At 27.1% G+C, this 15,696-nt stretch carries 18 protein-coding genes; 2 read left to right on the top strand and 16 right to left on the bottom strand.

Annotated elements, in window-relative coordinates:
* Positions 1-22 precede the first annotated feature (22 nt).
* Positions 23-745 carry a 3-deoxy-manno-octulosonate cytidylyltransferase gene (kdsB, locus tag GMC_RS0112170; RefSeq protein WP_238527991.1) on the top strand — a complete coding sequence of 241 codons (723 nt, stop codon included), beginning with the start codon at positions 23-25 and terminating at the stop codon, positions 743-745.
* A gap of 21 nt (positions 746-766) precedes the next feature.
* The gene (locus tag GMC_RS0112165) at positions 767-1,498 is read left to right on the top strand and encodes a tyrosine-protein phosphatase (protein ID WP_010522393.1); all 732 of its coding nucleotides are present in this window, start codon (positions 767-769) and stop codon (positions 1,496-1,498) included.
* A 47-nt stretch (positions 1,499-1,545) separates the two neighbouring features.
* Here the strand turns inward: GMC_RS0112165 and GMC_RS0112160 are convergent, their stop codons facing one another.
* From GMC_RS0112160 to GMC_RS0112080, 16 genes are all read right to left on the bottom strand, one after another.
* Positions 1,546-3,936 (bottom strand): GumC family protein, encoded by a 2,391-nt coding sequence (locus GMC_RS0112160; protein WP_010522392.1) that lies wholly within the window; start codon positions 3,934-3,936, stop codon positions 1,546-1,548.
* Between the two features lie 30 nt (positions 3,937-3,966).
* The gene (locus GMC_RS22335) at positions 3,967-4,122 is read right to left on the bottom strand and encodes a hypothetical protein (protein ID WP_238527990.1); all 156 of its coding nucleotides are present in this window, start codon (positions 4,120-4,122) and stop codon (positions 3,967-3,969) included.
* Positions 4,123-4,139: 17 nt separating this feature from the next.
* Positions 4,140-4,781, bottom strand: coding sequence for a polysaccharide biosynthesis/export family protein (locus GMC_RS19860; protein WP_010522391.1), 642 nt, complete (start codon positions 4,779-4,781; stop codon positions 4,140-4,142).
* Positions 4,782-4,837: 56 nt separating this feature from the next.
* Positions 4,838-6,184 carry an O-antigen polysaccharide polymerase Wzy gene (locus GMC_RS0112150; RefSeq protein ID WP_010522390.1) on the bottom strand — a complete coding sequence of 449 codons (1,347 nt, stop codon included), beginning with the start codon at positions 6,182-6,184 and terminating at the stop codon, positions 4,838-4,840.
* A 27-nt stretch (positions 6,185-6,211) separates the two neighbouring features.
* Positions 6,212-7,357, bottom strand: coding sequence for a glycosyltransferase family 4 protein (locus tag GMC_RS0112145; RefSeq protein ID WP_010522389.1), 1,146 nt, complete (start codon positions 7,355-7,357; stop codon positions 6,212-6,214).
* On the bottom strand, positions 7,358-8,113 hold the full coding sequence (locus GMC_RS0112140) for a glycosyltransferase family 2 protein (RefSeq protein WP_010522388.1): 756 nt from the start codon (positions 8,111-8,113) through the stop codon (positions 7,358-7,360).
* A gap of 16 nt (positions 8,114-8,129) precedes the next feature.
* Positions 8,130-8,435, bottom strand: coding sequence for an acyltransferase family protein (locus GMC_RS0112135; protein ID WP_010522387.1), 306 nt, complete (start codon positions 8,433-8,435; stop codon positions 8,130-8,132).
* A 23-nt stretch (positions 8,436-8,458) separates the two neighbouring features.
* Positions 8,459-9,121 (bottom strand): acyltransferase, encoded by a 663-nt coding sequence (locus GMC_RS0112130; RefSeq protein WP_010522386.1) that lies wholly within the window; start codon positions 9,119-9,121, stop codon positions 8,459-8,461.
* Positions 9,118-10,023, bottom strand: a complete 906-nt coding sequence (locus tag GMC_RS0112125; protein WP_010522385.1) for a glycosyltransferase family 4 protein — start codon at positions 10,021-10,023, stop codon at positions 9,118-9,120. Before GMC_RS0112125 ends, GMC_RS0112130 begins: the two co-directional genes overlap by 4 nt.
* A 14-nt stretch (positions 10,024-10,037) precedes the next feature.
* Complete coding sequence (locus GMC_RS0112120; RefSeq protein WP_010522384.1) at positions 10,038-10,376, bottom strand: glycosyltransferase family protein; 339 nt, start codon at positions 10,374-10,376, stop codon at positions 10,038-10,040.
* A gap of 2 nt (positions 10,377-10,378) precedes the next feature.
* Complete coding sequence (locus GMC_RS0112115) at positions 10,379-10,822, bottom strand: hypothetical protein (RefSeq protein ID WP_138940622.1); 444 nt, start codon at positions 10,820-10,822, stop codon at positions 10,379-10,381.
* An 86-nt stretch (positions 10,823-10,908) separates the two neighbouring features.
* A complete protein-coding gene (locus GMC_RS0112110) occupies positions 10,909-11,442 on the bottom strand; it encodes a hypothetical protein (protein WP_010522382.1) in 534 nt (177 codons plus the stop codon).
* 497 nt (positions 11,443-11,939) lie between these two features.
* Positions 11,940-12,602 (bottom strand): glycosyltransferase family 2 protein, encoded by a 663-nt coding sequence (locus GMC_RS0112095; protein WP_010522380.1) that lies wholly within the window; start codon positions 12,600-12,602, stop codon positions 11,940-11,942.
* 1 nt (position 12,603) lies between these two features.
* On the bottom strand, positions 12,604-13,605 hold the full coding sequence (locus tag GMC_RS0112090) for a polysaccharide pyruvyl transferase family protein (RefSeq protein ID WP_010522379.1): 1,002 nt from the start codon (positions 13,603-13,605) through the stop codon (positions 12,604-12,606).
* Positions 13,602-14,999 carry a lipopolysaccharide biosynthesis protein gene (locus GMC_RS0112085; RefSeq protein WP_010522378.1) on the bottom strand — a complete coding sequence of 466 codons (1,398 nt, stop codon included), beginning with the start codon at positions 14,997-14,999 and terminating at the stop codon, positions 13,602-13,604. Before GMC_RS0112085 ends, GMC_RS0112090 begins: the two co-directional genes overlap by 4 nt.
* Positions 15,000-15,083: 84 nt before the next feature.
* Positions 15,084-15,696 (bottom strand): UDP binding domain-containing protein (locus tag GMC_RS0112080; RefSeq protein WP_010522377.1); only part of this gene is annotated, 613 nt, incomplete at its 5' end.

Here is a 15,696-nt window from a genome sequence, read left to right as displayed (position 1 = left end):
ACTAAACAACTTTTCTACTGTAATGATGAAAAAAATCATCGTAATTCCAGCTCGGTTAAAATCTTCCAGATTAGCCAATAAATTACTACTCGATCTCGGAGGAAAAAGCATCATCCAACGAGTGTACGAACAATGCCTAAAGGCAAAAAATATTGATGCTATTTATATTGCTGTTGATGAAAATGAACTTAAAGAACATTGCTCATTATTTTGTAACAATGTAATTATGACGGATACAAATCATCAATCTGGTACGGATCGTATTGCCGAAGCAATTTCCAATATAGATTGTGACGCTGTTATTAATGTGCAAGGTGACGAACCTTTTATTGACCCTAATTTAATTGAAACTATTGCAAATTGCCTTGACAGTGAAGAAATGGTTAGTGCCAAATGTAAACTTGAAAAGTTAGATGATATTAAAAATCCAAATAACGTAAAAGTAATAACTGACTGTAATTCAAAAGCCATCTATTTTTCAAGAGCTGCAATACCGTTTAATAGAGACGGTGTTGATGTAGAAAAAATTGACTATTTCAAGCACTTAGGAATTTATGGTTATTCCAAAAAATTTCTAATAAAATATGCGCAAATGAAACCTACTCGTTTGGAAATTACAGAAAAATTAGAGCAATTAAGAGTTATTGAAAATGGTTTTTCTATACATATGGTACAAACAACACACAATGCAATTGGAATTGATACGTTAGAAGACTATAACGAAGCTCAACAACATTTTTTATAAAACAAATTACCCCTAAAACTGATGTTTTCTATATTTAGTAAAAAAATAAATCTGACGGATTTATTTGATAATGCTACCGATATCCATAACCATGTACTACCAGGTATTGATGATGGTGCAAAGACGATTAAAGATTCTTTGCAAATGCTTGATAAATTTAAAGCGCTAGGTTTCTCTTCGATTACAGCTACCCCTCATACCATGAGTGATTTTTATCCCAATACAAATGAGACAATCACCAAAGCTTTAAATACGGTTACCGATCAATTAAATAATGGCATAAAGCTAAAAGCTACCAGTGAATATATGATAGATCCCAAATTTGAAGATCTTTTAAAAAATTCGCCCGAAGATTTGTTAACCTTCAATGACAAACATATTTTAGTTGAAATGTCTTTCTACCGACCTTACGACCGGTTTGAAGAGGTGTTATATGATTTACAACTCAAAGGATTTAAACCGATTTTGGCTCATCCTGAGCGCTATCTCTATTACGCCAATGATTTGAGCTATTTTACAACCTTAAAAAATAAGGAAGTTAGGTTACAATTAAATACTTTATCGCTTACCAATCATTACGGAAATAAAACAAACGAAATTGCAAAAAAACTACTCAATGAGGATCTATATGACTTTATAGGTACAGATGCTCATAAAATCGAACATCTCCATAAAATTGAGACAATAAAAATTAACAGTAAATACGCTAATCAAATTGAAAAACTTTTAAAAAACAACAAAGCCCTATTTTAATAGGGCTTTGTTGTTTTTATTTGATATTCAAATAATCACTAACTATTTTACGATCTTTTAAATAGTTTTTTATACCATTTTTCTTCAACTTCCTCTCCATATCCGTAACCATACTTGGTACCATATCCTAAATTATTTTCCTTTACATCGTTGATTACAAAAGCTAAACCTTTTAATTTTTGTTCTTCTTGCAGTTGCTTAGGATATTGTAGTAGCCTAGTATCGGTAAATCCAGCTCTTGTAACGTATAGCGTAATATTTGCGATTTTACTGATAAGTAGTGTATCCGTTACTAGCATAGTTGGCGCTGTATCAACGATAATAATATCATAATCTCCACTCACCTGTTCCACCAACTCTCCTAGTCGACCATTATTTAACAACTCGGTCGGATTTGGAGGTATACGGCCAGAAAACACCACATCTACATTAATTTCATTGTGATTTACACTAGTAATAACATCATCAGGCACAAGGGAATCATCATAAAGAAATTCTGAAAGCCCTTTTGGTTTTTTAATTTCGGGTTGCTCAAATCTATGCAATTGAGGGTTTCTAATATCAGCACCTACGATCAAAATTTTATTACCACCTTCAGCAAGTGCTAAACATAAATTATAAGACACAAACGTTTTCCCCTCGCCTTTTATAGTAGAAGTTACAAAAATATTTAAGGCCTTACCATCAATATGTTTACCCCTAGAAAAGTAATCTAAATTTGTAGTCAGTATCCTAAAAGATTCGCCTAAAGGTGATCTATCATTACGACCAACAACATCTTTTTGATTTCTTTTTATACGAGGTAACTCAGACAAAACAGGAATTCCTTTAATTTCATGCTCTACATCTTGTTTTGAGTGTATTTTAGTATCTAATAAATCTTTTGTGTATATGACTCCAAATGGCACCAATAAACCTAGCAATAATCCTGCTAACAAAATTATTTTCTTTTTTGGAGAAACCGGACGCGTTGAACTATATGCTCTATCAATTACTTTTGCTACTGGAGCAGTAACCGCCATTGATATTGATGTCTCTTCTCTTTTTTCAAGCAAAAAAAGATATAATGATTCTTTAATTTTTTGTTGACGCTCAATAACTCTAAAATCCTTTTCAATTTTAGGAATAGTTGAAATTTTAGAATTAATTTTTGATTGTTCCCTTTGGTAATCTTTTTTTGTAATTAAAATGTTTCTACGCTTATTTTTTAAAGTTTCTAATAAGTTTATTTTCTGACTTTCTATATCAGCAGTCAAATCCATTACAAGCGGGTTTAATTCCGTGGATGTTCCTAACAATCTATTTCTTTCCAAAATAAGTTTATTATATTCACCAATTGAAATACTTATATTTGGATCATCCAATCCAATATTGGAGGGTAACAGTGTTAAGTTCTTATTAGGGTTTGAAAGATATTCAATCATAGAATTTGTCAAATCTAGTTGAGTCTCTATACCTAGAAGTCTTTTTTGAGACTCACTCACCTCACCTACAAATATTTCTGCTTCTGATTTGATATCTGTAAGTTTCTTACCTTTTTTAAAGGCTGCTTTTTCAGATTCCACAGATTCTAATTCTTTTGCAATTATATCCAATCTTTCAGAGATAAAGCTTAAAGTATTATTTGAAACTAAATTCTTATCATCAACCGCTTCTTGATTGTAAATAGCCACCAGTTCATTCAAAATATCTCTTGCCTTATTTCTATTCGATAATTTCATCGAAATATCTAAAATACTGCTTCGCTTACTTTTTGGTGCCGCTAAAATATCATTTGACAATTTTGATACATATACATTTAATGGATATACAACAATATTGATTTCATTAATAGGTTCTTCACTATTTAAATTTACTTCAAATAACTTATTTTTCTTTATATTTAATACTCCCTGTTCTAAATTAATAGGTTGCCCATACGCATATTGCTTTTCTATATCTAATTCATGATCTATAAATAAAAATTCTTGTTCAGATAGTATTTGAATTTCAATATCCCCAATAGATTCGTAGTCATCTTCCCTGATATTTGAAAACCACTTAAAAGACACATTAATTGGAGAAAAACTATATATGTCAGAGTTCGCCAAACCGACCTTAGCATATTGCTCTATATTTACATCTAATTTAGTAACTACCTTAGTTAATAACGCTTTAGACTTTATAATATCTACCTCGTCATCAATATCATTATTTGATGATCCCAACCCTAAATCTTGAAAGGCTGCTAATTCAGATAAGCCCCTTCCCTCATTAGCATCTTTGATTAAAATAGTGGTAATATTATCATATACAGGTGAAGAAAATTTTAGAAAACCATAAGCAAGAACTAAACTTAAAAAAGCTGCCAATAAAAACCATTTCCAATAGATTGTATATTTGGCAAGTTCTTTTTGCAAAGAAAAGTTTTCTTCTAAATTAAAATTATTGTTTTCCATGTAAATTATTAATTATAAGAAATGTAAAAACTATCTGTTATTTGCACTTATTACAGTTACAATACCTAAAATTACTGATGTAATGATAGATCCGATTGAAACAAATACTGGTACATTTCTATTAAATGCAGATGACTGCACTTGCGCTCCATTAGGAGAAACCATAACAACATCATTCTGGTTCAAATAATAATATGGTGATTTTAAAAGTGAAGCTTTTGTAAAATCAAGCTTATTATAAGTTTTTTTCCCTCTTCCTCTCTGATCACCAAAACGCCTTTTCTTTTCCCGTAAACAGTCATATCACCTGCTAAACTCAACGCTTCTAAGATTGTTATACGCTCATCCTGAATTGAAAAGGTTCCTGGTCGACTTACTTCTCCTAAAACAGAAATTTTAAAATTTGTAATTCTCAAATTTACAATAGGATTCTTAACATACTTAGAAATTTCTTGCTTTAAATAATCTACAGCGTCTGTTTTAGATAAACCTGATAAATGAACAGTCCCTAACACGGGAAATTCTACGTTACCATTTGCGTCTACTAAATAGGATTGTAATTGCTGAGAACCAGTCACCATATTTTGACTACCAGTAGCCACTACAGGTAAATTAAAGGGCGCTGCTGATTTTTTATCTACTGAAGAAACTGTTATAGACAATAAATCATTATTTCTTATTTTAGGAATGTTAAATACACCATCTTTTTTTAAATCTATATTATCGATGTCTTGTAAAAGCAATATATCCTTTTTCGAAGCACAGGATACTAAAAAAGCTATTAATACAACTAAGAGGACTATTTTTTTATCTTTCACTTTACTATCATTTTTTATGTCGGACAAAAATAAGTGTTTATTAGGTTTAAACAAGTTTGTAATTTAGTTTAATTTAAAAAACACTAATTATTTATAAATCTATTTTTTAATTGTGATAATTTAAAAAAGAGTTGAATAAAAACTAAAGCCAACAAAAAACTACTTATTTTTTTCACAGAGCTAAATAGATCCCCCCTTAGTAAATAAAATTCCATCCCTAAAAAGAATAAATAAGTTGCTATGAAAATTTTATTTCTGCATTTTTTTACGTGATAATTCACATCTAAGCTGGCATTAAAAACTATTATAACGATTAAAAAAATAAAAACACCAAAAAATCCAAAATTTGCATAACCTTCCCCCCAAAATGGCATGGATATATTTGTGTAGCTAAAATTCTTCATTTCTGCAATCATTTGACCTGTTCCAACTGGCCTGTTATCCCAATTCGATTCTTGGATAAAAAAGAAAATACTCCCCAAAAGCTGCTTTCCATTTGTTACTATACCTTCTTTGTAAAGATGCCCAAAATTATGAAAAGCATCTAAATGAGGTGAAAGAAATAAATTTTCACCTAAATCAATTGTATTTGAAGAAACTCTAAAAAAATTTAAAATAGGAAATATTATAAACACTCCTATGAAATAAACTATAGAATATACCCACTTGCGGGTAAATATTGGAATATATAAAATTATGACAGGCAAATAAATCGTCAATAAATCGCCACGATTTAATGACAAGGGAAATGCACTAATTAATAAAATAAAAATTAAAATGAAAAAAGTTTTAGAGAATGTCCTACCATAATAAAAATTATATAAAACTAAAACTAAACCAGGCACCAATCTAATTATAAGCAACAAGGTATAACCTAAAAGTCCAAAATTTGTATTCGCTTTTTGCCAATGATTTTTAGGCCTTTTGAAAATTACATTCAAATCAAATTTTATTAATATTAAAAAAATTAAAAAAGCCAATAAGCTGATTAAAATAAAAATACCATTAGGATATTTCTTTTTTTCTTTCAGGCTTAAAACAATTTCTTTTTTCTTAAAAAAACGAACTAAAAATCTATATCCTAATAAATAAGCGATTTGGATTACTAATAAGACCAAACCTAAATCAAAATAAGTTTTTTCTAATAAGGCTTTAGAATTAAAAAAACATATATCACTTTTAAACTGCAAAATTGGTGCTATACCCAAAAAAAAATAAGTAAAAATATGAAATGTCTTATTTAAAGAATATGACCAATTATCAATTGATAAAAAAACTCCATACAAGGAAAATTCAGCAAGCACAACATATAATGTAATTAATTTAAAATTATATCGTACTCCAGAATTTTGATATGCAACAAAAATTGTGACTAATGAAAATATAAAAAATAATAGCTTTCTTAGTTTCTTATCCTTCAAATAAAACATAATCAATCCCTATAGTAAATATTTAAACTAAGCTGTTAACATTTGATCAAATACTCTTCTATACGTTTTAATAATTATATTTTGATCAAATTCTTTTTCTGCTTTTTTTCTAGAATTAATTCCCATTTGAATTCTCATTTCCTTTGAAAGAATCAATTTTTCCATTGCTTCAGACAATTCTTTCGCTGATTTTACAGAAACTTTGAAACCATTTTCCCCTTCGTCAACGCATTCCCGACAGCCAACAGAATCCGTTGTAATTATAGGTAAACCAACAGCACAAGCCTCAGCCAACACCGTAGGTAATCCTTCTCCGTAATATGATGGCAAGACTACAATATCTGATTCTTTATATACTGAAACCATATCTTTTTCAAACCCCATCCATTCCAAATATCCTTCTATTTTAATTTCATTAAGATATTTTTCAGGTACACTTTCTGGATTTCCTTCGTCAATCATACCATAAAGCTTGAGAAAAACTTTATCGCTGTATTTATGTTTTAAAATTCTTGCTGCTTCAACAAATTCTTTTACTCCTTTATCCCAGAGCATTCTACTAGGTAAAATAATCTGAATCTTTTGTTTAGAGTTTGATCTTTCTACATCTGAAACTTTAAATTTATCTAAATCAACCCCTACTCCATTTACTACAGAATAATTATTTTTTGTATCAATAATGTTTAATTTAATAAAAGAAGCTAAATCATCTTTATTTTCAAAAAAGATATGTGAATCTAAATTATTAAAAGCTATTCTGTATAAAGCTACCACTACTCCTCTCAAAATAATCTTATTCTCATTAGAAAAAACGTAACCTAAACCACAAATAGTATTAATAGCCTTAACCTTAAAAAACTTTGCAATTAACAATCCATAAATTATAGGCTTTATAGTTACTTGATAAACAATTATTGGTTTAAACTTTTTATATATTTTAAATATCTGTATAAATACTTTAATTTCTGCAGCTAAATTAATTCCTTTTCTATCAAAATCTATATTTATAAATTCAAATCCTAACTTTCTTATTTCTTTACTTTTACCAGTATCATGTGCTGCTATAATTATATTGACATCATCAACTCTGAATGAATTTACTATAGGAATACGATGCAACAAAAAAAACCAATCAGTATTAACAATTATTAAAATATTTCTCTTTGACCCCATCTATTTTCTTAAAAAAACTTTATTAAATATATGATATGATAAATAATAAAGAGATTTCAACACACTCTGTTTTTCTATATTTCTATAAAGCTCCCAATGAAATTTAATTAAACTCAACTTATCACTAGATACTGAATCCCTTCTAACTCTATAACTTGATAAAATTTCAGGAAGACAATACGCATAATCACATTCTTTTAAAAGTTTTAACCACAACCCAAAATCCTGTCTTTTTCTTAAATTAGGCATAGAAATTTCTTTAAAAAAACCAACTTTTATCATAACAGTCAAACATCCTATTTTATTTGATTTTATGGTGTTTTCATAATTAACTTTCTCTGGAAGGTTATTTATATTCTTTATAAATAAATCATTCTCATTTATCTGTTTATACCCCGTAAAAGAAAAATTATAATTATTTTTCTTCATAAATTCTAATTGCAACTTTAACTTATCAGGATGCCATAAATCATCACTATCCAAAAAAGCAATATATTCTCCTGTCACTCGAGTAAAAGCATAGTTTCTAGTAACAGCTGCTCCTAAATTAGCTTTATTTTTGAAAAACTTTATTCTTTTTTCATTATTTGCAAACTCTTTAATTATTTCAATAGTTTTATCACTAGAACAATCGTCTACTATTATTAATTCCCAATTCTTATAACTCTGCATTAAAACAGATTTTATAGTTTCTGAGATAAATCTTTCGCTGTTATAAGAAGGTGTAATTACCGAAATTTTTTTTTCTTCAAACAAAACTCTTATTTTATTTTTAAACTACTTTTTTTAAATAAGGAATTTTCATGATAAAATAAGATAACAATAATGATACAATTATTGTTATCAAACCCATTAAAACAAAGCTCACTAAATCAATTTCTTTAAATAAATTAATCCTTTTTAAAATTTCTAAAATTAAAGGATGTACCAAATACAAACCTAAAGAATACTTAGAAACCTTCTCTAATATTTTTTGTCTTATTTCTAATTGAATAAACAATTTAAATAAAGCTACTGAACTCATAATAACTGTAGGAGATAAATAGCTTAAAAAATATAAACTATTATAATTAACCACAAAGTATTTAGATAAGAAATAGGTTAAAAAACTTGATAGGCAAAACAAAAAAACAAAAAACTATTATTCAATTTTCTTGTAAAAAAAATTGAATAACCCATTAAATAATAACCTATATAATCAAAAAACAAAACACCAAAAAAAAGAGTGTTTTCATTTAAATGATTAAACAACTGATTACAAAAACCTATTAATAAAAAAATAATAGATATCTTAAATGCATTCTTATTTCCATACAAGTCAATAATATATTTTAGTAACGGAGTTAGAAAATATAAACCTACTACCATAAATAAATACCATAGATGATAGAAAGGATACGCTTTGAATAAATCTATCGATGCATCTACTATCTCCCATTCCCCTTTTAAACTAAATTTAACTACTAACTTAATTATAGTATAAATTAACGACCAAAATAGCAATGGAACTAATATCCTAGGCAATCGATATTGGATAATTGTATGATAATCATCTCTTTTTTGCAAAAGTAACATTCCACTAATCATAACAAATATTGGAACACAAAACCTAATAAAAGAATTGATCAATAGTGCTTGATCAAAAATAAAATTATAATTATTTAATTTAACAGACTCACTAACTGTTGAGGCGGTAATATGAATAAATATGACAGCAATAGCAGATAAACCTCTTAAAACTTCAATACTAAAATTTTTAATCATTTTAACATCCTATTTGATTCTATACAATTATTATATATCTTTTTTAATCTCCTATAATAAGCTAAATCTGTATATTCTAATATTATTTCTTTCTTTTTGCTACTTAATGAATTTAGCAACTTATCATAATTAACAAATGCTTCTCCCATCTTATTAGATAGTTGAACAAAATTATTATCGTCAAATTTTAAACCAAAACCTATAGCGTTTACCATTTCCTTCATCCCACCATGATCACAAACTATAGGCAATAAATTCTGCTGAACAGATTCCAACACAACCATTGATGCTGTTTCATAACATTTAGAAGAAAGCACGGATACGTGACACTTATTAAGCTCTTCTGTTAGTTCACTCCTTTCTAAAAAACCTTTAAAAAAGACTTTTTTTTCTAACCCCAAATTTACAACCATTTTCTTCAATTTAGATTCAAGCACACCTTTTCCTATTATCATTAATTTAAAAAAGGGATATTTATCAAGACTTGCATTAAAGGCTTTTATAATACATTCTATATTTTTTTCCTCAGATAATCTACCAAAATAGACAAAACAAAATTCCTTTTTTGTTTTACGCTTAATTATTTCAGTTTCAACTTTATTAATTGAATTCTTAAGAGGATTATATAACACCTCAATAAAATTAATTTTCGGATGATTTAACATCTTTTTTTTCAAAAAATTTGATGGAACTATATATCTGTCAACTAGATTGTTTTTTACGAAATAAGAGTACAAAAGAGCTGTGAATCCTTTCGCATAAGAATGTACTAATCCAAGTCTACTACAACTTCTTTTAAAAATTTTAAATTTATATACTTTACCCGAACAATCTGTACATTTAATTTGTTTACGATAATCAAAACCTGCATAATGAGAACAAACATACTCAAACGTATGCACTGTTTGTAATACTACTATTTTTTTTTTCGTTTATACCTTTTTATTGCCAAAAATACCGAAGGAGACAAATTACCTATACTCTGCATATGAATAACATCAGGATTTAAGTTATTCAAAATACTCTTCAATTTAATATAGTTTTTTATTGAAAATATTGAAGACAATACACTTGATCCCATACTACCTTTACCTTCAAAAGTGAAATCTATAATATCCTCAAACGAGTCTGAATTTCTAACCATTAAAAAATGATTGTTATCTAAATCATTCTGTTTTAATATACTAATCGTATCCCTCAACACTGTTCCTGCTCCTCCACCTGAAACAGCTTCTCCAATATGCAAAAAATTCATTATTACAATTCTTTTAGTTTTTTAAAATCACCCAATACAATGGCACCAAACATAACACTTACTAACGGAGTATGCATTAACACATCTCCTTTTATATGTAAAACTAAAAGTGTCAAAAATACTACTATCAAAAACAACTTAGGACTATTTTGATTTTTGAATAAATTATGAATAAGCTTCATCTGAAATATAATTAAGAAAATTACCCCACCTACTCCATAAAATAACACATTTCTCATGTAACCAGCATCGGTATGACCATAATAAGAACCATCAGAATTACTATATTTCCCATCACCAAAAAGTAAAGTTTCATTTGGCAAACTATAATACATCTGATTTATTAAATGATCACTAGAAGCCGTAGCAAATTCTCCTGTTTCTTTATAAGAATAATAAAATTCAAAAAGCCAAGGCAAAAATGTCTCATCTAATATCTGCTTCAAATTACCTGAAATGAAAACATATGTAATTATTAATATAAATACTAACAACATAACCAAAACAAATATTTTAAAAGATTTAGCTACTATTATTTTTGCTTTATTATTTGATTCATTAAACAAATAAAAAAAACTCCAACAATCAAGCCCATAAAAGCTGTTCGACCCGAGAAAAACGAACCTGTCAAAATTAAAAAAAACTTAATTACAGGTCGCGATATCTTATTTATAGATAATAAATAAAAATAGCAAACAAAAACTAAACAATAACCCGATGCTAATGAAAAAAAAGGATTTCCTGTTAAAGCTAATCCCCTAAAATTAATAAATTTATTCCTATCATCATTTATAAAATCTATCTTATGAAATAAACGAATAATTGATGCAAAAGAAGGGTTCAAAAAACCAATTATTTGTATTATTGACTGTAAGACAAAAACAATGACAAAAACATTCAATAGCTTAATTAGATATGATTGATTTTTACTACCTATATAATTTATTATTAACGGATAAACAAACAAAAAAACAATTATCAAAAATAAAACTAGTAAATAACCTTTCACTATTGAAAAATCACTAACTCCATGAAATTTTGTCCAAATAACAGCAAATACAATCATTGTTATATACGACAAAATTATAAATTTCAATTGCCTTAAGGCTAATATTTTTTTAAAATTTTTACATTTTTATTATTAATATAAAAAGGAACTGTTAATACCCCTCCTAAAATAGCCGAATTATACAAATAAGGAATTGGAAAATTGAATAAAACAAGAAAAGTTATAAAATAAATAATAATCTTAATCATACTTAATTTTAAAGTATGCTAAAATACTATAATAGGTTCTTCTCTTAAACATAAATTTAATAAAGTTATTATAATCTCTATTTTTGATACTGTAAACAAAAAAAGCTAACCACCTTTGTAAATAATATTTTCTTGTATAAAATATATTTTCAAATTGATCAAAAACTTCAATAACATCTTTTACTTTTAATTTATCAAAATTAGCTTTATTTAACAATAAAACATACTTTCTAAGTATATCATCACTATACCTAATTTTTAAATTTTCAAAAAAAATCTTAAAAATTTCAAATAATAAATTGTTTTTTATTTCAACATTTTTTTTAAAATTTTTGATTCACTTGTGCTAGTAATTCTATATTTGAGTAAAACTTCTTTAATATTAGCAAACTTATAACCTAAAACTGTTAAACGAGTCCATAATTCATAATCTTCAACTCTATAATATGTTTCATCATAAAACAAATCTTCTCTTTTAAGCTTTAACATATTAAACATCACCGTGGGATGATGAAAAGGACTAGCAACATAGATTTTAGATTTTATTTCTTCATCGTTTACAGGTTGACAATCTATTTTTTCACTAACCCCTTCTCCAAATAATTGTATACTTGTTCCTAATACAGATACATCAGGATTATTATTAAAAAAAGACACTTGTTCAAATATTCTATTTGGCATACAAATATCATCCGCATCCATTCTTGCAATATAATCCCCTTTACAGAGTAATAAAGCTTTATTTAATGTTTTAACTAATTTTAAATTTACTTTATTTTCATAATAAATCACTCTTTCATCTTTTTCTGATAAATTAAGTAAAATTTCTTTCGTAGAGTCAATCGAACCATCATTTATTACAATAATCTCTAAATTAGAATATGTTTGTTCCATAATAGATCTCACAGCATTTTCTACATAACGTTCAGCATTATAGCATGGAATTATAACAGAGACTAAATCATTCATATTATAAATCTTTCCTTAGAATTATATCTTCAAAATCTAATAACCATGTTTTAAAAAAATTTGAATTTTTCCCATAACTATTATCTAATAAAAAAATTTTCTTATCTAACAATATTGATAAAATTAAACCATGTAATCTTGTAGTTATTATTAAATCATAACTATTAATAAACTTCACTCCTTCATCAACAAAATATTTTCTATTTTTTTTTGAATTAAGACCAAATTCATCATCTACAAACAAACTCAACAACTTAGATTTAAGAAAAACTTTACTCAACCTCAACAAAAATTCATCTTTATATAAAAGCAATCTATTTAAAAATTTATTATTACTGTATGAAGTCCAATCAGAAATCACAACTTTATTATCTTTAAACTCTTTAAATAGTTTTTCCATATTAAATTTTGATTGTAATTCCGCATCAGTTCTCTTAATATATAGAATCTGTCCTTTATTTGTTTTATCAACTTTATCTGAAAAATCCAAACAAAACGCCATATCCGGCAATAAAAGAAGCTTATCTTCACCAAAAAAAGGTTTTAATAAATTGTAAGACACTGTATCTCTAACACACATATACAAATTGGGATGTGAACTAAATACTTTCATGTCATTCAACAAATTCTCATTTTTATTATAAAAAACTGTTTGAGGAAAAACTATAATCCTGTTTTTTTTAAATGACTTTACAATATCCAATTTAAGATTCTGTGAAGACATATATAGATCCCCAAAATTACCTCCTCCATGTAAAAAAATCACTGAATCTTTTGGAATTTTTTCTTTATCATAACAACTATGATTTGCTCCATATATTTTTTTGAAAGATATTTCCTTAAAAAAGGCTAATTCACCTTCCCAAATTAAATTATCTCCTGTATTCCTATGATTAGGAACATCTAATAAAACATAATCATTATTAACTAAAGGAATCAGTGTATCTTTAATCAATTGGCCTAATTTTTTTGCTTTTTCTAAATTAACACTACTTTCCTTCATTTTTTTATTTGTTTTAATAATATGAAAATGTCTTTTCTATTTAAAGATAAAACTACTAATACAGCTATCATAATAGAAGTAATTGTAAACTCTATTTTATTCATGTAAACTATAAATAAACTAATTATAGTAAATAAAACATATAACACCCCATTTAATTTATTAACAGATAATTTTACATGCTTTTGTGTGTCATAAACTCTTGCTAAAAATAAAATAACGAAACCTAATGTATTTGCTAAACAAACACCATAAAGACCTATATAATCAACTAAAAAATATGATAATAAAACACTACTTACTCCAGCTAAAAAAGAAGTTTTTAATGTAGATTTTGTGTCTTTAGCTCCTATATATATTGAACCATAAAACCCTGATAAGGAAGAAAAAGAAGCCCCTACATATAAAAAAGGAAGATAATTCCATGATTCATAAAAATCTTCAGAAACAAGATATCTAACAAGTAATTCAGATGATAAAATCAAAATTACAAGCAATGAGAATTGAATTCTCATTAATTTATTAAAGATTTTAGAAAAAAAAGAATCCCTATCATGATCATTAAAAGTTGTAATTGCACTTTCTTGCCATGCTAACATGAAAATTGAATTAATCATGACTAACAAAACTGGAAACCTATTAGCAAACCCAAAAACTCCTAACGCTTCTTGACCTAAATAGATAACAATAATATATTTATTTGCAGACATAATAAGCCACCAACTCAAAGTATTAGGCACTAATGGCATTGAGTATTTCAACATATTTTTTAAATACTTCAAATTAAGCTTGTCGAATTTTAAATAACTAAAAAAGTTAATTTTATAACCCAAAAAGAATACAGCTATTAAATTTGATAAAATTGTTGAAATAAATAAAGCTTCTGTTTTCATTTTAAAAACAATCAGCAACATTATATTACTTATCAACAAAAACAAAGTAAGTATAACTCCACTAGCTGCATATAATTTATTTTTTGACAACCCTCTTGCTGTTTGCTGTATAAAAATTAACAGTGTTGCAAAAAATAACTGAATTACAATCCAATAAAAAAATAAAATCTTAACAAATAAAGAAATAAAAAAAAGCACTAGAATGGCAATTATTATATTTGATATAATATAAAAAAATGCATTTGTTATTGCATTTTCTTTTTCTTTTACATCCTCTTTATTATCTAATAACCATCTAAAAACACTATCAGATAACTGCATTGTCATTATAGGAACTACCAGCATAATTGTAGTTACAACTAAATCATAATACCCAAACTCTTTTTTAGTCAAATAATAACTATAAATAGGCAATAACCCAAAGCTTAGAATTTTCGAACCAAAATTACCTAGAGAGTAAATAAGAGTGTTTTTTAAAAGAGATTTACTCTTAACATCCATAAATTTTCATTCTAATTATTCATATTAAAAATTTCGTGTTGTTTAAAATAATATATCTCAACTATCTTTTCAGAACTCACAATACTATTTACCGATTCCTATACTATACACCTTAAAACCAATTTCCTCTAATTTTGTAACATCTAACAAATTTCTCCCATCAAATATAAAGGCGGGTTTTTGCATATTATCGTATATCTTTTGCCAGTCATAAGTTTTAAACTCATCCCACTCGGTCATAACAGCTATCGCATGACTATTTTTACACGCCTTGTAAGGATCTGTTACTACAGTGACTAAGTCCTCGTTTTCCTGATTACTGCGTGTTGATAGATACTCTAAATCCGTAAATACTTTTGATTTGGATACTTTTGGATCATACACGCGTATATTAGCCCTCTCATTCAACAATTCATCACAAACATATATTGCTGCAGACTCTCTGGTATCATTAGTATCCTTTTTGAACGCCCAACCTAGCATAGCGATGTCTTTGCCAGATACTGTGTTGTATAATGTTTTTACAATATTTGCAGCAAAGCGTCTTTTTTGATGATCATTCATAATTATCACCTGCTCCCAATAATCCGCCACTTCAGTCAATCCGTATGACTTTGCTATGTACACTAAATTCAATATGTCTTTTTGAAAACAGGATCCTCCAAATCCTACGGAAGCTTTTAAAAATTTTGGCCCT

Source organism: Aquimarina agarivorans, from assembly GCF_000218485.1.
GTDB classification, from domain to species: Bacteria; Bacteroidota; Bacteroidia; order Flavobacteriales; family Flavobacteriaceae; genus Aquimarina; species Aquimarina agarivorans.
Note: the sequence above shows the minus strand (reverse complement) of the source record. Positions and strands in the feature narration are given on the sequence as shown.